Below are 17,795 nucleotides of genomic sequence, written 5' to 3' on the forward strand. Positions count from 1 at the left end.
GGGCAACGGTTCGAATTGATAGAATCCGCCGCCCGAGTTTCACGAATCGTTTCGCGTGCAACTGGAGCACGAGGCGCCGCCCCGAGAGAACGGCGCCGCAGTTCAGGGCCATTCAACCAATATGCATAAAGAATTTTTAAAGCCCGACTCCGGTGCGCGACGGAGCCTTTCCCGATGACCGGAGGTCCCGCATGGTGACCGAGTCCCAGGTCTCGTCTGCCTCGTATCAGCCGCGCGATGTCGTCAACGCGCCGGGCATCAAGACGGCAATCGCGCGTCGCAGCGCTGAACGCGGGGACCCCGCCGACATCTCGGCCTGGCTGGCCAACCATTTCTTCCGCTGGGTCATCGGCGGCTTCGAGCAGGCGCAGCCGCTGCATTCGCTGGCCGACTACCGCGCGGTCGCCGGCGCGGACCAGCCGGCCCCCGAATGGCTGGTGCGCCGGTTCATGCCGCGCCCGGCGTCCGGCGATGCACCGGGGGCCGACGCTCCGGGGGCCGACGCCGCGGCATCGCAGGCGCCGGCCTTTCCCAAGCCGCTCTACTTCATCGATCCCGAGCACCTGCTGCTGATCGATCGCGAGCGCGTGCTGGTCGAGTTCCTGCGCTCGCGCGCGGGCACGCGGCTCGCGCAGAAACTGCAGCGCATCACGTGCTCGATGGCCCTCGCGATGTGGGAGCGCGAACACCAGCGCATGCAGGCGCGACGCGACAAGGGCTGGGTGCCCAGCAGCGGCCTGGCATTGCGCGAAGTGCTGCGCACCGCGAACGGGATGATCTTCGAATTCGTCGGCAGCCACGCGGCGCTGCGCGAGGAGATGGCCTACGAGTCGTATCACATGCAGCACTGCCTCGGCCAGTTTTCAGACTGGCGGCAATTGCGCGGCGGTTATGGCGAGCAGTATGCGGAGGCCATCCAGGACGGGCGGCTGCGCCTGTTCACGCTGCGCGGCGCGAGCAATCAGCCGCACGTGACCATCAGCCTGTCGGTGCGCTCCGACGGCCTGCGCATCGACCAGATCAAGGGCAAGCAGAACCGCCATCCGGTGCGCCGCTACACCGACGACGTTCGGCAGTTCCTGCGCGCGCTCGCGCCCAAGGGCGAACGCCATCGGGACTGCGAAGGCATGGGGCTGGTGTTCGAGCCGGAATCGCCGGGCGTCGCCGCGGGCGAATGGACGTTCGTCACAGACGTGCGCTCCCCGGACTACCTGTTGAGCGTGATGAGCGCCAACTTCCATCTGATCGAGCACTTCGAGCAGCCGCCTGCCGTGCTGCAATGGCTGCTGTTGCGCAACGCGCCCCACGCGCTGGGCCGCCTGCGGCAAATCGATCCCGCGGTGGCGGCCGCCGCGCGGCAAACGCTGCCGGGCAACGCTTTGCCCGCCGCGCAGCCTCCCGCTGCAACGCCGGCGCCGCCCGTTGCATTCGCAATCGAAGGCATCCCGATCGATCCGGCGCTCTGCGGCCCGCTCGTCCTTGATTTGGCCACGTCCGGAGACGCGCCATGCTGAAGCTGCTGCTCTGCCTCGTCGGGCTGGTACTGGCGTGGTACGTACTGCGCACGTTCCGGATCGCGGCCCACCTGGTGCGCGAGGTCGACGCCGAGCAGGCCGCCGGGCCGGACCAGGCCGTGTCGGCGCGGGACAGCGCCGCGATGCGCTTCGCGCGGAGCCAGGCCGAACAGGCGCCGCCGAACCGCCGCCGCTGGGCGCTCGCGCTGGCCGACATCCTGTTGATCCGCAACGGCATGCGCTGCGATTGCGACACGCTCGTCTACGCGCTGCCGGACGCGCAGCGCGAGCAGCTTGCCCGCCAGCTGTTGCGCGAACTCGATCTGCCGGCGGACCTGCCCGAGCCGCAGATCGCCCAGCGTGTGCAAAACGTGCTGGCCGGATGGGTCGGCGGCGTCGGCCGCTCGCATGGCGGCTTCTACGAGCAACTGGCCGCCGAGGGGCACGTGCGCGACGCGCTCGCCTTCGATTGCGCCCGCACCGCCTTTCTCGTCCGCTGTCTCGCACTGCTGGGCTGGGCGCCCGAGCCGCAGGCGTGGCTGGTGCTGCTGCTCAACGCCCAGCGCGCGCAGGACAGCTTCGACAGCTGGGAAGACTTTGGACTCGCCTACGCCCGCGCCCGCCTGGAATGGCTGCACGGCAGCAGCCAGGACGGCCCGGCCTCCTCGCGCGCCACGCAGGAAGTGCGCGAGCACCTGCGCAACCCGAGCGGCAACTGGGTCGCGCTGCCCTGGAAGCGCTATCGCATCTTCGATCCCCAACCCGTTTCATCATGAACGCCGACACCGACATCTCCTCCGTCTCTCACGACCTGATCCCGCCAGCACCATCGAAATGGTCCCTGTTCGACATCGATGCGTTGCTGCGCGCGGGCGACTATGCCGCGCTCGACGCGAAGCTGGATGCGGCGCTGGCCGCCAGCCTGACCAGTCGCGAGGAGGAGGCACGCTACGCCGACGCCCTGCCCGGCGACCTGCGCGCCTGCACCGCGGCCGGCGCGGAAGGACTTGCCCGCCTGCGCGCCTGGCAGGCCGCCAATCCGCGCTCGGCCCACGCGTGGCTGTGCGAAGCGCATTACTGGCACCACTGGGCCTACGAATACCGGGGCTCCGGCTGGGCGGAGTCGGTCACCGAGGCGAGCTGGGCCTGTGCCCATGCGTGCGCGACGCGCACCGCGGTGACCGCGCTGCGGGCGTTGCTGCTGTCCCCGACGATGTGGAGCGCGCCCGCGCTGATCTTCCAGAGCGTGGCGTCGTTCGGCGAGCCCGGCTGGCTCACCCGGCTGGTGAAGCAGCGGCAGTGGCCCGTCACCGAGCTACGCGATGACCTGCCGCTGGCCGACGTGGCCGCGCGCGACGCGTTGCTGGGCGTGCTGGCGCGCTCGGGCCTGAATCCGGACGAGTCGGTCGCCTGCCCGGCCGAGTTTCCCGACGCACTGCCCGGCCCGGTCCAGGGCAGGAAGATGCGCAGCGACAAGTGGTACTGGATGGACGCCACGCTGCATCTCCATCCGCAACTGTTCTTTGTGCTGCGCAAGTTCATCTGGTACATGCAGCCGCGCTGGGGCGGCACGCACGAGCAGATCCTCGCGTTCATCGGTTCCAACGCCTGCGCGCACCTGAGCGACGTCGAACAAGACCGGCTGCGCCACGAAATCTGGCGCGACGAGTACCTGAACGACACCGCGGACGAGGACGACGATCCCGACGACGTGCGCCACTGGATGGCCGAGACGCGCGCCCGGGCGGACGCCGCGCTGCACCCGTATCACCGCTGGGAGGCTCTGCACTGGCTTGCGGTCAGCCACTTCATGCGCAGCGAATATGAGCCGGCCTACGCGTGCCTGCTGGAAGCCGAGTGGCACCATCCGATCGACAACAACCGCGCGATGGCGATGGCCGTGAACCTGACGCTGGGACAGGATCCGGACGGCAACTGGCTGACCCGGGCCATCGAGCGCGCGTCCGACGCGCGCCATTGCACGGCGGCCCTGATCCTGCGCGGCTACGGCCACCGCCACGGCACGTTCGGCTTTGCGCTGGACGAGGCGCGCGGCGAGGCGTGGCTGGACACGGCGCGCGCGCACGAGCCCGGGTCGCTGGCCTGGAACCAGATGGGGTCCGCGTTGAGCTTCAAGCGTCGGCGCTGCGCCGACGCGTTCGCGATCACCGAGCTCGGGCTGGCCGCCGGCGGCGATTCCTGCGCGTACCTGCTCGGGTCCTTCTACGAAGACGGCATCCATGTGGAGCCCGACCTGTACAGGGCCGCCCACTACTATCGCCTGACGATGGAGGAAGGCGGCAACATGGGGGCGTACATGCTCGCGGATGCCTGCTATCGCCTCGCAATGGCCAGCCAGGACCCCGACGAACGCAAGCGCCTGAGGATCGAGGCCATCGAGGCCGCGCGCAAGGCGCACGAGATGGGGCACACCGACGGCCTGAGGGACATGCTGATATACATCGGCGTCCTCGAGGACATTCCGTCGCGCCACGGTTACATGGACGAGCTGCGCCGCTATGCGGACGGCGGCCATCCGGCGGCGATGGCCGCGCTGTCGGCGATCCTGTGCGATGGCCGCGACAAGACGCTCTACAACTACCGCGAGAGCGTGCGCTGGATCATGGGCGCCCAGGCGATCGCGCCGGACGACGAATACGTGCACAACATCACGCGCATCTATCACGAGGACGGCATGCTGGGCAAGCTGCTGTACAAGCTGCACCGCAAGCAGATCAAGGCGCACGAGATCCCGGGCAGCGACAACGCGATGGTCTGATCGCGACGGATGCCGGCCGCGCGGTTGCGCGGGCCGGCTTGCCGGCGAAACTGCACAACGGCCTATCCACTCGACGCATGCCGCCGCTCGTGCTCCAGCAACCATTGCTTGCGGGCCAGCCCGCCGCCGTAGCCGGCCAGCGCACCGTTCTTCCCGACCACCCGGTGACAGGGTACGACGATCGCCACGCGGTTGGCGCCATTGGCGCCGGCCACTGCCCGCACCGTCTGCGGCTTGCCGAGTTTCCCGGCCTGCTCGGAATAGCTCGCGGTGCTGCCGTAGGGAATGGCTTGCAGTGCCTGCCACACCGACTGCCGGAACGCGCTGCCGGGCGTATCGAGCGCCAGTTCGAACTGCCGGCGCGTGCCGGCGAAATACTCGCCGATTTCGCGCTCGGCCTGAAGGGTGTGCGGGTTTTCGCCGGCCAGGATGCGCGCTTGCAAGAGCCTTTGCAGATCCTTGAGCTCGGTCTCCAGCATCCGGCGGTCCACGAATTCCAGCAGGCAGACGCCGCGCTCGCTCGCGCAGACGAACATCGGCCCCAACGGCGTGGTAAAGCGGTGAATGAGGATGACATGGGCGGCCGCCGTCGGCGCGCCGCCGGTCAACTTCTTGCAGGTGTAGCCGAAGCCGCTGAGCGAATCGTAGCCGCTGTCGAGCGCGGCATCGGTCGCGCGACGGCCGGTCTTCAGCTCTTCCAGCGCCGTATTGATGCGCAGCGAGCGCTGAAAAGCCTGAAAGCTCATCCCGTAGTGCTGCTGGAACCAGCGCCGGATGCGCTCGGGGCTGTGACCGCGCTGCCTGAGGCGCCAATCGCTCAGACGCTCCTTGGGGTGCTGGCGTACCCACGCGATAGCGTCGGCCACGTCGGGCGGCGCGGCGTGGGCATTCTCGGTCGGCTTGCACACCTTGCATGGCCGGTAGCCGGCATCGAGCGCCTCCTTGAAGTCGGTGTAGAACACCACGTTCTCGCGCTTGGGCTTGCGTGCCCGGCAGGTGGCGATGCAGAACACGCCGGTGGTTTTCACCGCGACGTAGAAGATGCCGACATGGTCTGCCGCGCGCTCGACCAGCGCGCGGTAGTACGCGTCGATTTGCCGGACATCAGTGACCAGCATGGTCGAACAGCGCCCGGAAGGATTGTTCGTCGCGCACGGCGGCAAAGAGTTGCTGCAGGGTCTGCTGCACCCGCCCGTGCAGGAAATTGCCCATGCTGATGCGCTTGACGCCTAGCGCGGCGAGGCGCTCGAACGACGGCAGATTCGGCATGCACATCACGTTCAACGGCAAGGACACGCCAGCCACGATGGCGGCGATATCCGCATCGTCGGTCACACAGGGCACAAACAGGCCGTCGGCGCCGCAGGCGGCATAGCGCTGGCCGCGGGCGACGGTCTCCGCGCGAGCATTCGCCACGCCCAGCAGGAAGGTATCGGTGCGCACATTGACGAACAATTCCACGCCGGCTGCCTGCAAGCCGGCATGGATGTCGCGCAGACGCCGGGCGAAGGCTTCCGTGTCCAGCAAGGCTCGCTGGCCGTTGCGCACCACGCTGTCTTCCAGATTGACGCCGACCACACCCAAGGCCGCCAGCTCGCGCAGATTGGCCACCACCGTCTCGGCCGTCTCGCCATAACCGGCTTCCACGTCCACGGTCAGCGGCAGGTCGATTGCGGCTCGCAAACGTGCGACCAGGGCTTGCAGCTCGGCAAAACTCACGCCCTCGCCGTCGGCGTAGCCCAGCATATCGGCGATGGCCGCGCTGGACGTGCCAATGGCGGCATAGCCCGCGGCTTTCGCTGCACGGGCGCTTGCGATATCCCAGACGTTGGCGAGCAGCAGTGGTTCGGCTTGATGGTGCAGTCGGGCAAAGTGCATGAATGGCTCCTCGATTGAACGTGGCGTCAGTATGTGTGTTCGGCTCGTTGCGTCACAACCGAAAACCGGACGAGTATTTTTCGTCGGCATGCCGGTGGCACATTCAAGCATGGCATTGACGTGCCGGCATACCCTTCCAGGCCCCATCCAACCGCCCCAAACCCGCTATCATCGGTTCCTTCGCCTCACGGCCCGCATCGCGCCGCGAGGCACCGCCGACTCCCGGAAACGACATGACAAACACCCCCGAACGCGTGGAACGCGCCGCTCGCCATCTGCTTGCAGCCCGCCGCGCCGGCGTCGCCGGCCCCCTGCTGCCGGATGACTGCCGGCCCGACGACATCGAGACGGCCCTCGCGATCCAGCGCCGCGTCGTCGAACTGTCGGGCGAGCCGGTCGGCGGATGGAAATGTGCGTTGCCGCCGCCGGGGCGTGTCGTCGTCGCGCCGATCTTCGCGTCGACGATCCACGCGTCAGGCGGCCCGTTCCGGGTCGTTGCCGATGCGCCGACCGTCCGGATCGAACCGGAGATCGCGTTCGTGATCGACCGCGATCTGCCGCCGCGCGAGCGGCCCTACGACGAAGACGACGTGCGCGGCGCGATCCGCGAGGTGCGTCTCGCGGTCGAAGTGCTCGGCTGCCGCTACGCGGAGCCGTCGCGGGCGACCGTGCCGGAGCTGCTGGCGGACGGGCAATTCAACCAGGGCCTGTGCGTCGGGCCGGCCGTGCCCGGCGGCCTGCACGCGACGCTCGACGCGATTGCGCTCGAGTTGCACGGCGGCGTGAACCGGTCGATCGACGGCCGGCACCCGGATGGGCATCCGGTCAGGCCGCTGCTGTGGCTCGTCAATTTCCTCGCCGCGCGCGGCGAATCCGTTCGCGCCGGCCAGATCGTGACCACGGGTTCGTATGCCGGCGCGATCGAAACCCCGCTCGGCCAGACGCTGACCGTACGATTCGGCGCGCTCGGGACGCTCGCGGTGGAACTGGTCGCCTGAGCCCGCGGCCCGGCGCGCTACGCGTCCAGTTCCGGGTAATGCCGGAAAATCCCCTCTTTGTTGAACGGAATCCGCCGGTCGGACGCCAGGTAACGCGCGACCGGCGGATGCTGCGCGACGCGGTCGTGCAGGTCGATCAACCCGCGATGCTTCGGGCCGATGCGGGCCATCGCGTTCGGAAACGCGTAACGCAGCCCTTCGATCAACTGGAACATCGACAGATCCACGTAGCTGAGTTCGCCGCCTGCCATATAGCCGCTCTTGTGCGGGTTATGCGCGAGCACCTTGCCGAAGTAGCCGAGGAATTTCGGCACGCGATGCTTGAGGAAATCCTTCGTCCGCATCGCCGCTTCCGCCATCTGATCCTCGTAATAGAGGCTGGCGGCGATCGGATGATGCGTGTCGTGAATCTCGGCGACGAAGTCGGACACCGTCAACTGGAGCTGGTGGACCCACAGCCGCCCTGCTTCGTCCCGAGGCGCGAGGCCGTGCCGGCCGCCGAGGAACAGCAGGATGTTGGCGGTCTGCCCGATGATCTGGTCGCCGGCCTTCAGGAACGGCGGCGCGAACGGCAGGCATGCGTCGGAAGTGCTCTCCAGCACGCGCATCATGGCCGGCATGCCCATGCCGCGCCCGGATCGGCGCGCGACGTCCACGTAGTCGGCTTCGGCCGCTTCAAGCGCGAGCCGCACGAATTCGCCGCGGCCCTGGATCCCGGGCCAGTAATAAAGCTCGTAGCGCATGTTGCCCTCCAGTCGATTCGTTGAAAGCCGGAATGGATCCGGCGCGTTCCCGATTTTCGCGCATCGCGTCCACGCACCGTGTCATTACTCAGCTTAATGCGTCGCGGGTTAAAAAGTGCGCGCTTAAGCCTGTCTTAATCCTTTCGACCTAGCCTGAAATTGTCGTACCGTGAAGCGGCCATTCCGGCCCGGCGCGTCGCGCGTGGGCTCATGGCCACGCCATGCGACAGGAGCGAAGCATGGCACGCAACGTGCGGACACGCGTTGCACTCTTCGATGGGCCCACTCGCCTCCGCTGCGGCTGGCGCGGCGCGGTCTCCCCGCCCCTTTCCCCGCGCCCGCTGCCGCGCGTCGGCCGCCACGGCCTGCTTGACGGTACGGCAAAACGTCACGGCGCATGCGTCGAACGGCGGGCATTCACACCAGAACCCGACCCGGAATACGACGAGCCGGCGGCGCTCCTCCGCGTCTGACCCGGCGCGCTTTCCCGAACGCCGCTCCATAGCTGCTCCCGACCCTGATGCATGCCGTGATGCCAGCCGGCGCAGCGCGTGCCGTCGCGCCGTTGCCGTGTGTTCGATGCCATCGCGAACGCCCGCCCGCGACTGCGGACGCGAGTCCCGCATATGCATTCATGTGCGGTTTTGCATGGCGCCAACTGAGGGAGGTCACGATGAAACGCTTATCCACCTTGAAGCTGGGGGCCGCGGCCGTGGCGATCGGCCTGGGCAGCCAGCTTGTGCTGGCCGCCGATGCGTCCTCGCTGCCGCCGCCCAATCACGAAAGCCAGGTCGCCTATGTGTCGGGCGGCATCGGCAGCGATCAGTCGGCCGCGCTCAAGCAGCAGATGCGCGACTATTCACTGGTGCTCGAGTTCGCCGGACGAACCGGCAGCGGCAACAACGACTATCTGGCGGACATCCCGGTGAGCGTCACCGACGCGCACGGTCGTCAGGTCCTGTCGACGGTGACCGAGGGCCCGTTCCTGCTGGCCGCGCTGCCGGCCGGACGCTATTCGGTGACCGCCACCTACAACGGCCAGACCCAGCGGCGCAGCGTGCAGGTGCAGGTGTCGTCGCACGTTCACGAAGTGTTCCTCTGGAACATGTGACGGGCGCCGCGACGCCACGCGGCACGGCAATCGCGTCGCAGTGACTATGGCGACGCGCGGTCTGCCGGTGCCGGTGCGTGCCGGGCGGCGGCCGCGGCCTGGTCCGGCGCAGGCGGCGACACATGCGGCGCGCCGCCCGTCGCCGTGTCGGGATCGTCGTCGCCATTCGGCGGAACCGCTTCGCTGGCTTTCGCATGACGTGCGAGCCGCCGGTGCAGCCATCCCGACAGCACGCCGGACGTGATGAACGCGTCGGCGATCACGATCACGTCGAGGCCGCTGAGCTCGTCGTCGAGCCCGTGCATCTGGCAAGCGTCCAGAACGACGTAGCCGATCATCGTTGCCGTGCCGACGAGCATGCCGAGCAGCACGAACCAGCGGCGCCGCACGCGTGTGCCGAGTGCGCCCATGATGCCGCCGGCCACGGCAATCGGCACGAAATAGCCGAACCGGAACGAGCCGAACAGGATCAGCACCGCCATGCCGGCGCCAAACTTCAGGATCCCCCAGAAAGGCTGGCCGAGCGCGGACCAGATGATCAACGCAATCGTCGGCGCGACGAGCGCGGCAACGAGCGGCCCGCCGATCGCGAACGCGGCGACGCCGAGAACGGCGCGGTCGAGGGGGCCATAGCGGTGGCGCGGCTGATGTCGAGCGGCGGTCTTCATGTTCTTGTCGGTGGTCGGAATGGCGGCCCGCCGAAGTGTATCAAGCCCGCACGCTATCGAGCCCGTCCCGGCCACCCTCCGGAAACGGGCGCGCGACACGCGACATCCAATCGACTGAGCGGCCCCGAACCGCGTCCGCGTGACGGCGTGCTTCCGTCAGCCAATGTCCGGAGGAATTCAGGTGAACACTGTCCTCGATGCCGCGCTATGCAGCGCGCTGCTCGCCGTCGCCCTTCCCGTTTCCGCGCAGCAGGCCGGCCCGACCGACCCGCAGATCGCGGCGATCGTCGTCACCGCCAACCAGGTCGACATCGACGCGGGGAAGCTGGCGGAATCGAAAACCCGTAACAAGGACGTCAAGGCATTCGCCGACCGCATGGTGACCGACCACACCGGGGTCAACCAAGCGGCGACCGACCTCGTGCACAAGCTGGGCGTGACGCCCGAAGAGAACCCGACCAGCATGAATCTCAAGCAGGGAGGCGATACCAATCTGCAGACCCTCGGCAAGCTCGAAGGCGCGCGTTTCGACCGCGCGTACATCGATCATGAGGTGACCTACCATGAAGCCGTGCTCGACGCGATCGATCACACGCTGATCCCGTCGGCGAAGAATGCCGAGCTGAAGGCGCTGCTCGTGAAGAGCGAGCCGGCGTTCGTCGCGCACCTCGAACATGCGCGGCATCTGCAGTCGACGCTGGGGAAAGGCGGTGGCGGCGCGCAATGATGCGCTGACGGCGCCGTCGCCGAGCGGCACGGGGGCGCGATCTGCGTTGGCGGCAGCGCTGCTGTGCGCGCTGTTCGCGGCGAGCGCGGCGTGCGCGGATTCGCACGTGGTCGTGATCGAGCAGATGCGCTTCACGCCGGCCGAGCTGACCGTGCATCGCGGCGACGAAGTGACCTGGGTCAACCGCGACCTGTTTCCGCATACGGCAAGCGCGGACGGCCATGGGTTCGATTCCGGCAGCATCGCGCCGCAGGCGTCGTGGCGTTACGTGGCGCGCGAGCGCGGCCGGTTCCCGTACTCGTGCACGTTCCATCCGACGATGCACGGCACGTTGGTCGTTCGTTAGATTCGCCGACGAGGTGTCGCCCATGACGACGGTTTTCGATTCGCGCGTGCTTGCGTCGCCCGGCGACGAACCCGACCTGATTCGCCGGATCGTCGCCGGCGACCCGGGTGCGTTCGAACTGATGATGCGCCGGCACAACCGGCGTCTGTACCGGCTGGCCCGCGCGGTCCTGCGCGACGACGCGGAAGCCGAGGACGCGCTGCAGGTCGCGTACCTGTCCGCATACCGGTCGATCGCGCGATTCCGCGGCGACGCGACGCTCGGCACGTGGCTGTCGCGGCTGGTGCTCAACGAATGCTTCGGCCGCGTGCGGCGCGCGAGACGGCGCGCCGGCGCGCTGCCGATGCGCGACGTCGGCGATGCGTTCGACGAGGCAGACATGATCGATTTGTCGTCCGATTCGCCCGAGCGGTCGGCGGCGTGCGCCGAGTTGCGCAACCTGCTGGAGCGCCGGATCGATGCGTTGCCGCCGGCCTTCCGGATCGTGTTCGTGATGCGCTCGGTGGAGGAAATGACCGTCGAGGAAACCGCGCAATGCCTCGCGTTGCCCGAGGCGACGGTGCGCAGCCGGCATCATCGCGCACGGCGGATGCTGCGTGTGTCGCTGACGCTCGATCTCGACATGGCCGGGCGCGACGCGTTCGATTTTCGCGGGGCGCAATGCGACCGGGTGGTCGCGCAGGTGCTGGCGCGGTTGACGGAAGACGATCCCGGCAATGCGCCGGCCGGCTGATCGTGCGACGGGTCCGCGGGCGCCCGCTCAGCCGGCCGGAAACCTGAAAACGGGGCTGGCCCGGACATGGAATAAGCCGGCCGCCCCGAACGTTACGTGATCGGGCGGGCGCCCTTGTCCGGCCGGTCGACCGGACGACGCGATCGGGCTGCCTGCACGTCGACAGGAGGCTGAGATGAAATCGACAGCGTTTGTCGCAGCCGTGGTTGCGGCGCTGACGCTCCTGCTTTCCGCGGGATGCATGTCCGACAACGGCGCCTCGCAGAACCACGCGGTCGGCCGTTATGGCGGAGCGGGCGGAGGTGGGAAGCGGCGGTGGTGGTGGTGGGGCGGCGGCGGCGGATACTGACCCGTCACTTTCAACCGTATGGTCCGCGTTACGCGAGCGCCGGAAACCGACCGCGTCGCGCCGCCAAGCCTTGCTTTTGCCTTTCAGTGCATTGCTTTCCAGTCGGCTGGTGTCACGCCGGCCGGCTGTCCGCACCATGTTGCACTGCCGGCGTCGCGAACCGGAAGCCGCGTATCCCTTCCCCCCCTCTGCGCCAGCGCCGGCCGCAAACCGGTCGGCGCAACTGGTCACGTCATGGCATTTTTCCTAATCTGAATGCAGCGGTACCAGCAACACCGCGGGAGACGAGCGATGAGCAAAACGAGTCGATATGCGGTGATCGTGGTCCTGGCATTGCTGGGGGGCTGCCACCACGCGGCGAAGACGCCGGAGAACGCCGGCATGAATCAGGGTGCCGGCGGCCAGGCGCCCGGCACGCCGTCGGTCGTGACCGACGAGCTCAACAATCCGAACAGCCCGCTCGCGAAGCGCAGCATCTATTTCGATTTCGACGTCTACGACGTGAAACCGGAATACCAGACGCTGCTGCAGGCGCATGCCGATTACCTGCGCCGCCACCCGTCGCAGCGCGTGCTGATCCAGGGCAATACCGACGAGCGCGGCACGTCCGAATACAACCTCGCGCTCGGCCAGCGCCGCTCGCACGCGGTGATGAGCGCGCTCGTGACGCTGGGCGTGCCGGAGACCCAACTGGAAGCGGTCAGCCTCGGCAAGGAAAAACCGGTGGCGCTCGGTCACGACGAAGCGGCGTGGTCGCAGAACCGGCGCGCGGACATGGTCTATCGCTGACGCGCGCCTTCGCGTGCCGGTCGGGACGGATCGCCGCGCGTCGCGGCGCCCCGCCCTTCCCGGTCAGCGCATCGCCTTCACGTCGGCCGGCGTCACGCTGGCCGGCTGCCCGCCCCACGTCGCGCGCAGGTAGTTCGCGAGCTGCGCGAGTTCGTCGTCGCTCAGCGTGCCGGCGAAGCCCGGCATCGACTGCATGTTTTCGACGCCGGCAAACTTCTGCTCGTCGATGCCGTCGAGCATCGCGACCAGCAGGTTGCGCGGATCGCCCTGGCGCAGCGTCGAGTTGCCGTTCATCGGCACCGCGACGTGCGGCTTGCCCTCGCCGTTCAGCCCGTGACAGCCCGCGCACACCGCGACGTACACCGAGCGGCCCGCCGCGAGCTGCGCGGCGTCGGCCGACACCGGCTTGACCGGTTGCGGCGCCGGCGCCTTGTCGCCGAGCAGGTACACGGACAGCCCGCGCAGGTCGTCCTTCGTCAGGTACTGCGTGCTCAGGTGCACGACCGGATACATCTCGCCGAACGCGGAGCCCTGCGGCGCGATGCCGACGCTGAAGAAGGTCTGCAGGTCCGCGCCCGTCCAGCCGCGCGCGGCGAGGCCCGCCGGCGTGATGTCGGGAGCTGCCACGCGGCCGAGCGCGGCGCCCGCGAACGCCTTCGCGCCGTCGAGCTGGCCCGTGAAGCTGCGCGGCGTATGGCATTCCGCGCAGTGGCCGAGCGCGTTCGCGACGTAGCGGCCGCGCCGCCAGTCGGCGGACTGGCCGGTCGACGCGTCCGGCAGGCTGTCCTTCAGGAACAGCAGGTCCCAGACCGCCATCCCGAACCGCAGGTTGTACGGGAACCTCAGCTCGTGCGCACGGTTTTCCTGCGCGACCGGCTTGACCGACATCAGGTACGCGTACATCGCGTCGGTGTCGGCGCGCGTGAGCTGCCGGTACGACGTGAACGGCATCGACGGATACAGCCGCTTGCCCGGCGCCTTGCCGTCGTGCAGCGCGGCATGGAAGTCGTCCGCGCTCCAGCTGCCGATGCCCTGGTCCTTGTCCGGCGTGATGTTCGAGCCGTAGAACGTGCCGAACGGCGAATCGAGCTTCGCGCCGCCGGAGAACGGCGCGCCGTCCTTCGCGGTATGGCACGCGGCGCAGTCGGCGGCCTTGACGAGATAGCGGCCACGCGCGATCTGCTCGGGCGTCGGCGCAATGCCGGCGGCCGGCGCATCGTGGCCGCCGCAGGCGGCGAGCATCAGCGCGCAGGCGGCCGCGAGCGCGGGCACGCGGACAACGCGCGCGGCCCGTTGGGCGAATGTGCGTGTCATGCGGCGTCCTTCACGAGTCCCGGCGTCGTCAGCACGACGTCCTTCACCGCTTCGTAGTAGCGGACATAGCCGGTGCAGCGGCAGATGTGCGAGTCGAGCGCCTCGGTGATCGTGCGTTCGACGTCGGCCTTCGCGACCGGCTGGCGCTTCAGCCGCTCGATCAGCACCGTGGCGGCGTTGACGAAGCCCGGCGTGCAATAGCCGCACTGGAAGCTGAAATGCTCGAGGAATTTCTGCTGGATCGGCGACAGCTCGACCACTTCACCCGCGTCGTCGCGCTTCGCGTGGCCTTCGATCGTGCGGATCGAGCGGCCGTGGAAGAAGTGCGCGCCGGTGATGCAGCTGCGGACTTCCTCGCTCGTGCCGTCGGGCTTGTCGAGGATCACGACGCACGCATGGCAGATGCCCTGCCCGCAGCCGAGCCGCGAGCCGGTCAGCCCCGCATATTCGTGCAGGAACTCGATCATCATCAGCCCTTCGGGCACTTGCATCGGGCCGACGGACTTGCCGTTGATGGTCACCGACAGCGGCTTCGGCTGGAACCGGACGAGCGGACGCTCGACCTGCGCCGGGGCGGATGCCGATACCGGCGCCGATGCCGGTGCGGCGGCGGACGCCGGGGCCGGCGTGCTGGCGCCGCCTGCGGACGCGGCGGCCGGAGCGACGGCGCTGGCAGCCGACGCGGCGGTTTGGGCGGTCGTCATGCGAGCACCTCCTGGATCTTTTGCGGGGTCACCGGCAAGTCGGTGAAACGATGGCCGATCGCGTGCGCGATGCCGTTCACGATCGCGCCGACGACCGGGATCATCACCACTTCGGCGACGCCCTTCGGCGGATCGGTTTCGGACAGCGGCGGCAGCACTTCGCCCGTCTGCGTCCACACGGCGACGTCGGACGCGCGCGGCAGCTGGTAGCGGTTGAAGTTCCACGTGCCGTTGCCGGGGCCGTCCTCGTACAGCGGCAGGTATTCGTGCAGCGCGTGGCCGATGCCCATCGCGAGGCCGCCCTGCAGCTGGCCCGACACGAGCTGCGGCGAGATCTGGTTGCCGCACTCCATGATCGAGTGGTGCGTGAGCAGTTCGACCTTGCCGGTCGCCTCGTGCACGGCCAGTTCGACGAGCGTGCCGACCGCGGTGTAGTACGTGACGGCCGCGTTGTTGCGGCTCGTCGGCGGGATGAACACGCGCTTGCGGTCGAGCACGCGGTAGCCGTTCGCGGTCGGCGGCAGCGTGCCGCGCATCGCGGTCGCGCCGGCCGGCGCAGCGGTGCCCGGCACCGGCCCGTTCCCGGCGTCCGTCCTCGGCGCGCCAATGCGCAGCGACAGCCCGTCGATCGGCAAACGCTCGACGGCGCCGCCGACTTCGAACTCGGCGTCGGTCCACTGCCAGCGGTTGAACACGTGCACCACGGCGCCGGTCGGCAGGCCGAGCGCATGCGCCTGCTTCGCGAGCTGCTCGAACGACAGCGGCTCGAGGCCGTCGGCGGTCAGCTTGCCGTCGACCCAGCGCGCATCCTCGATGCGGACCGTGTACGGCGCGGCCTGGCCGCCGCCGAGGCCGCGCGTCCAGATCGACATCGCCGCGGGCCACAGCCCGTAGCGGAACACCGCGCGCGCGGCTTCGCGCGTGCTGTGCGTGAAGTAGTACGCGGAATTCGTCGCGCTCGACGGCGACGCGTAGCTCGGCGACCAGCGCGGGTTCGCGCTCAGCCTGTCCTGATCGGCCTGCGACATCAGGTACGGATCGCCGCTCGTCTCGACCGGCAGGTCCGGCCATTCCGTCACCGCGACGCGCACCTCCGTCGCCGGCCGGCCGAGCCATTTCGCGACCGCGACGGCCTGCGACGTCGACATCCCCGTGCCGATCTCGGCGGCCGTGTGATGCAGCGTGACCTGGCCGTTCTCGTCGAACTCGACCTTCGCGAACGACGCTTCCGCGCCCGTGCCGAAGTCCTTCTGCACGCACGCGAAGCCGACGCCGTAGCGCCGGCCCGGATGCGCGGCCTCGAATTCGGCCTTGCGCGCCGCGCGCCGCGTCCACAGCGGATGCTGCCGCGCGCGTTCGAGCACCTCGTCGACACGCAGCGCGCCGGCTGGAATCGCGCCCTGCGTGTTCTTCATGCCCGAGCGCAGCGCGTTCTTCAGGCGGAACTCGATCGGATCGAGCTGCAGCTGCGCGGCGATCTCGTCGATCGCCATCTCGGTCGCGGCCATGCTCTGCAGCGTGCCGTAGCCGCGCGCGGAGCCCGCGTCGATCGCGCGCGACGCGATCGCGACCGCGGCGAGATCGCTTTTCGGGAAGTAGTAGATCGATTGCGCGGCGGTCGCGCCGACCATCGCGACCGACGGCGAGAAGTTGCTGCGGCCGCCGCCGTTCGCCTCGAAGTCGCCCTTGAACGACTGCAGCAGGCCCGTGTTGCGGTCGACGGCGATCCGGTAGCGCATCCTGAACGCGTGGCGCTTCAGCGACGTCTGGAACTGCTCGTAGCGGTCGTTCGCGAAGCGCACCGGGCGGCCGTCCGCGTACAGCGCGCACACGAGGCCGTAGAACGGCACGTTGAAGTGGTCCTTCGACCCGTAGCCCACCGTGTAGCACGGATGCACGAACAGCTTCTTCACCGGGAAGCGGCACTTCGCGACCATCGCCGCGGCGCTTTCCGCGACTTCGAGCGGCGACTGGGTCGGCACGACGAGGTGCAGCGCCTGCGTCGCGGCGTCGTACCAGCAGTTCGCGTTGTCGGGTTCGAGCGCGGCGGTGTCGACCGACTGCGTGTTGTATTCGCGGTCGAACACGAGCCAGTCGGCCGACGGATGGTCGAGCTCGTCGGCGATCCGCGCCGCATGGAACATCCCCTGCTCGTCGAGCTTGCCGTGCTCCTTGCCGTCCGGCCATACCGGCTGGTGCTTGCGCATCATGCTCGGGAAGATCGGCGCGTCCTTCAGGCTCGAATAGGCGTCGTCGTCATAGGCGCTCTTGCCGCCGACGCGCACGTAGCGGAACGTGCCCCACGGGTCGCGTTCGAGCGGGCCCGTGACCGCGCCGTAGCGGATCACGTCGTCGCGGAACTTGAGCAGGTTCTTCGCGAAGCGGAAGCGCGCGAAGTCGTGGTAGATCAGGATCGCGACCGCATGGCCGAGATACGCGGGCGTCTTGCCGGCGGGCAGCAGCATGTCGTCGCCGTAGAACGCCGGGAACGCGACGCCGTCGCGCGCGAGATCGTCGGCGGTGACGATGCGGTCCGGCTTCAGGTCGTCGCCGAGCAGCGACAGGTCGAAGCCTTCGTACACGCGGTCGGCCTGCGCGACGCGCAGGATCAGCGCGTGCGACTGCTGTTGCGGCCAGTGCGGCATGTCGGCCGCGCGCACGTCGCGGGCGAACACTTTCGCGCCGGTGACCTTCGCGATGCCGTCGATGCGGAATTGCGGGATGCCGGTCACGCTGTTCCACTTGACCGGGGTGAGGAGCTTTTCTTCGAAGAGTGCTGCGAATGCGCGGCTGCCGATGGGCGCGACGTAGACTGCGACGCCCGCCAGCACGCTGGCTTTCAGAAAACCTCGCCGTGACAGGCCGTGGTTTTTCATGGGGGGACCTCCTGGTGCGGCTCGCGAAGGCGGGCGGGTGTCGCGGCGTTCGGAGCGGCGCGCATTCTGTCATTTTTTACAGGATGGCGGCTATAGCATTTCTCGCATGTATTACTTATTGGAATGCATATAACGGTCATCGCAGGAAGGCGACATGCCGCCGCACGCGTCGGGCGCTCGGCCCCGCCGACGGCGGCATCGGCCCGTCATGCGCGGCGGGAATGACAGGCCGTCCGTCCGCTGACCGAACCCCGGCAATGCCTGCC

Annotated in this window: 16 protein-coding genes; 9 read left to right on the forward strand and 7 right to left on the reverse strand. The window is 68.6% G+C overall.

Features of this window, described 5'->3' with window-relative positions; all coding sequences use genetic code 11:
* Positions 1-191: 191 nt before the first annotated feature.
* The 3 genes from ACFIMZ_RS26920 to ACFIMZ_RS26930 are packed head-to-tail and all read left to right on the forward strand — an operon-like array spanning position 192 to position 4,293.
* Entirely contained in the window at positions 192-1,514 is a 1,323-nt protein-coding gene (locus ACFIMZ_RS26920) for a hypothetical protein (protein WP_431825311.1), read from the forward strand.
* The gene (locus ACFIMZ_RS26925; protein WP_431825312.1) at positions 1,508-2,290 is read left to right on the forward strand and encodes a DUF1266 domain-containing protein; all 783 of its coding nucleotides are present in this window, start codon (positions 1,508-1,510) and stop codon (positions 2,288-2,290) included. Before ACFIMZ_RS26920 ends, ACFIMZ_RS26925 begins: the two co-directional genes overlap by 7 nt.
* The gene (locus ACFIMZ_RS26930) at positions 2,287-4,293 is read left to right on the forward strand and encodes a DUF4034 domain-containing protein (RefSeq protein WP_431825313.1); all 2,007 of its coding nucleotides are present in this window, start codon (positions 2,287-2,289) and stop codon (positions 4,291-4,293) included. The genes ACFIMZ_RS26925 and ACFIMZ_RS26930 overlap by 4 nt, the downstream gene beginning before the upstream one ends.
* 62 nt (positions 4,294-4,355) lie before the next feature.
* Here ACFIMZ_RS26930 and ACFIMZ_RS26935 read toward each other — a convergent pair whose 3' ends face one another.
* Both ACFIMZ_RS26935 and ACFIMZ_RS26940 read right to left on the reverse strand, forming a co-directional pair.
* Entirely contained in the window at positions 4,356-5,411 is a 1,056-nt protein-coding gene (locus tag ACFIMZ_RS26935; RefSeq protein WP_431825314.1) for a bifunctional transcriptional activator/DNA repair enzyme AdaA, read from the reverse strand.
* Positions 5,398-6,171: an isocitrate lyase/PEP mutase family protein gene (locus ACFIMZ_RS26940; protein ID WP_431825315.1), complete on the reverse strand. Its 774-nt coding sequence runs from the start codon at positions 6,169-6,171 to the stop codon at positions 5,398-5,400. Before ACFIMZ_RS26940 ends, ACFIMZ_RS26935 begins: the two co-directional genes overlap by 14 nt.
* Before the next feature lie 233 nt (positions 6,172-6,404).
* Here ACFIMZ_RS26940 and ACFIMZ_RS26945 point away from each other — a divergent pair, with 233 nt between their 5' ends.
* A complete protein-coding gene (locus ACFIMZ_RS26945; protein ID WP_431825316.1) occupies positions 6,405-7,169 on the forward strand; it encodes a 2-keto-4-pentenoate hydratase in 765 nt (254 codons plus the stop codon).
* Between the two features lie 17 nt (positions 7,170-7,186).
* On the opposite strand, the gene ACFIMZ_RS26950 is transcribed toward ACFIMZ_RS26945, so the two are convergent.
* Positions 7,187-7,912: a glutathione S-transferase gene (locus tag ACFIMZ_RS26950; RefSeq protein ID WP_431825317.1), complete on the reverse strand. Its 726-nt coding sequence runs from the start codon at positions 7,910-7,912 to the stop codon at positions 7,187-7,189.
* A 673-nt stretch (positions 7,913-8,585) separates the two neighbouring features.
* On the opposite strand from ACFIMZ_RS26950, the gene ACFIMZ_RS26955 reads away from it, so the two are divergent.
* Positions 8,586-9,023 (forward strand): carboxypeptidase-like regulatory domain-containing protein, encoded by a 438-nt coding sequence (locus ACFIMZ_RS26955; RefSeq protein WP_431825318.1) that lies wholly within the window; start codon positions 8,586-8,588, stop codon positions 9,021-9,023.
* Positions 9,024-9,067: 44 nt separating this feature from the next.
* Here the strand turns inward: ACFIMZ_RS26955 and ACFIMZ_RS26960 are convergent, their stop codons facing one another.
* On the reverse strand, positions 9,068-9,691 hold the full coding sequence (locus ACFIMZ_RS26960) for a hypothetical protein (protein ID WP_431825319.1): 624 nt from the start codon (positions 9,689-9,691) through the stop codon (positions 9,068-9,070).
* Positions 9,692-9,854: 163 nt separating this feature from the next.
* On the opposite strand from ACFIMZ_RS26960, the gene ACFIMZ_RS26965 reads away from it, so the two are divergent.
* The 4 genes from ACFIMZ_RS26965 to pal all read left to right on the forward strand — a co-directional run bounded on the left by ACFIMZ_RS26965 (position 9,855) and on the right by pal (position 12,635).
* Positions 9,855-10,418 (forward strand): DUF4142 domain-containing protein, encoded by a 564-nt coding sequence (locus ACFIMZ_RS26965; protein ID WP_431825320.1) that lies wholly within the window; start codon positions 9,855-9,857, stop codon positions 10,416-10,418.
* Positions 10,402-10,764 (forward strand): cupredoxin domain-containing protein, encoded by a 363-nt coding sequence (locus ACFIMZ_RS26970; protein ID WP_431825321.1) that lies wholly within the window; start codon positions 10,402-10,404, stop codon positions 10,762-10,764. The genes ACFIMZ_RS26965 and ACFIMZ_RS26970 overlap by 17 nt, the downstream gene beginning before the upstream one ends.
* 22 nt (positions 10,765-10,786) lie before the next feature.
* A complete protein-coding gene (locus ACFIMZ_RS26975; RefSeq protein WP_431825322.1) occupies positions 10,787-11,497 on the forward strand; it encodes an RNA polymerase sigma factor in 711 nt (236 codons plus the stop codon).
* 640 nt (positions 11,498-12,137) lie between these two features.
* The gene (gene pal, locus ACFIMZ_RS26980; RefSeq protein WP_431825323.1) at positions 12,138-12,635 is read left to right on the forward strand and encodes a peptidoglycan-associated lipoprotein Pal; all 498 of its coding nucleotides are present in this window, start codon (positions 12,138-12,140) and stop codon (positions 12,633-12,635) included.
* 63 nt (positions 12,636-12,698) lie between these two features.
* Here the strand turns inward: pal and ACFIMZ_RS26985 are convergent, their stop codons facing one another.
* From ACFIMZ_RS26985 to ACFIMZ_RS26995, 3 genes are read right to left on the reverse strand one after another with little or no spacing between them, the layout of a single operon-like run.
* Positions 12,699-13,949 carry a c-type cytochrome gene (locus ACFIMZ_RS26985; protein ID WP_431822539.1) on the reverse strand — a complete coding sequence of 417 codons (1,251 nt, stop codon included), beginning with the start codon at positions 13,947-13,949 and terminating at the stop codon, positions 12,699-12,701.
* Complete coding sequence (locus ACFIMZ_RS26990) at positions 13,946-14,653, reverse strand: (2Fe-2S)-binding protein (protein ID WP_431822540.1); 708 nt, start codon at positions 14,651-14,653, stop codon at positions 13,946-13,948. The genes ACFIMZ_RS26985 and ACFIMZ_RS26990 overlap by 4 nt, the downstream gene beginning before the upstream one ends.
* Positions 14,650-17,529 carry a xanthine dehydrogenase family protein molybdopterin-binding subunit gene (locus ACFIMZ_RS26995; protein ID WP_431822541.1) on the reverse strand — a complete coding sequence of 960 codons (2,880 nt, stop codon included), beginning with the start codon at positions 17,527-17,529 and terminating at the stop codon, positions 14,650-14,652. The genes ACFIMZ_RS26990 and ACFIMZ_RS26995 overlap by 4 nt, the downstream gene beginning before the upstream one ends.
* Positions 17,530-17,795: the final 266 nt, after the last annotated feature.

This window comes from Burkholderia sp. F1 (assembly GCF_050813845.1).
GTDB classification, from domain to species: domain Bacteria; phylum Pseudomonadota; class Gammaproteobacteria; order Burkholderiales; family Burkholderiaceae; genus Burkholderia; species Burkholderia ubonensis.

Bases quoted from the DNA above. Each gene is read 5' to 3' on its own strand.
- ACFIMZ_RS26920 (WP_431825311.1), top strand. From the start codon at position 192: ATGGTGACCGAGTCCCAGGTCTCGTCTGCCTCGTATCAGCCGCGCGAT.
- ACFIMZ_RS26925 (WP_431825312.1), top strand. From the start codon at position 1,508: ATGCTGAAGCTGCTGCTCTGCCTCGTCGGGCTGGTACTGGCGTGGTAC.
- ACFIMZ_RS26930 (WP_431825313.1), top strand. From the start codon at position 2,287: ATGAACGCCGACACCGACATCTCCTCCGTCTCTCACGACCTGATCCCG.
- ACFIMZ_RS26935 (WP_431825314.1), bottom strand. From the start codon at position 5,411: ATGCTGGTCACTGATGTCCGGCAAATCGACGCGTACTACCGCGCGCTG.
- ACFIMZ_RS26940 (WP_431825315.1), bottom strand. From the start codon at position 6,171: ATGCACTTTGCCCGACTGCACCATCAAGCCGAACCACTGCTGCTCGCC.
- ACFIMZ_RS26945 (WP_431825316.1), top strand. From the start codon at position 6,405: ATGACAAACACCCCCGAACGCGTGGAACGCGCCGCTCGCCATCTGCTT.
- ACFIMZ_RS26950 (WP_431825317.1), bottom strand. From the start codon at position 7,912: ATGCGCTACGAGCTTTATTACTGGCCCGGGATCCAGGGCCGCGGCGAA.
- ACFIMZ_RS26955 (WP_431825318.1), top strand. From the start codon at position 8,586: ATGAAACGCTTATCCACCTTGAAGCTGGGGGCCGCGGCCGTGGCGATC.
- ACFIMZ_RS26960 (WP_431825319.1), bottom strand. From the start codon at position 9,691: ATGAAGACCGCCGCTCGACATCAGCCGCGCCACCGCTATGGCCCCCTC.
- ACFIMZ_RS26965 (WP_431825320.1), top strand. From the start codon at position 9,855: ATGTCCGGAGGAATTCAGGTGAACACTGTCCTCGATGCCGCGCTATGC.
- ACFIMZ_RS26975 (WP_431825322.1), top strand. From the start codon at position 10,787: ATGACGACGGTTTTCGATTCGCGCGTGCTTGCGTCGCCCGGCGACGAA.
- pal (WP_431825323.1), top strand. From the start codon at position 12,138: ATGAGCAAAACGAGTCGATATGCGGTGATCGTGGTCCTGGCATTGCTG.
- ACFIMZ_RS26985 (WP_431822539.1), bottom strand. From the start codon at position 13,949: ATGACACGCACATTCGCCCAACGGGCCGCGCGCGTTGTCCGCGTGCCC.
- ACFIMZ_RS26990 (WP_431822540.1), bottom strand. From the start codon at position 14,653: ATGACGACCGCCCAAACCGCCGCGTCGGCTGCCAGCGCCGTCGCTCCG.
- ACFIMZ_RS26995 (WP_431822541.1), bottom strand. From the start codon at position 17,529: ATGAAAAACCACGGCCTGTCACGGCGAGGTTTTCTGAAAGCCAGCGTG.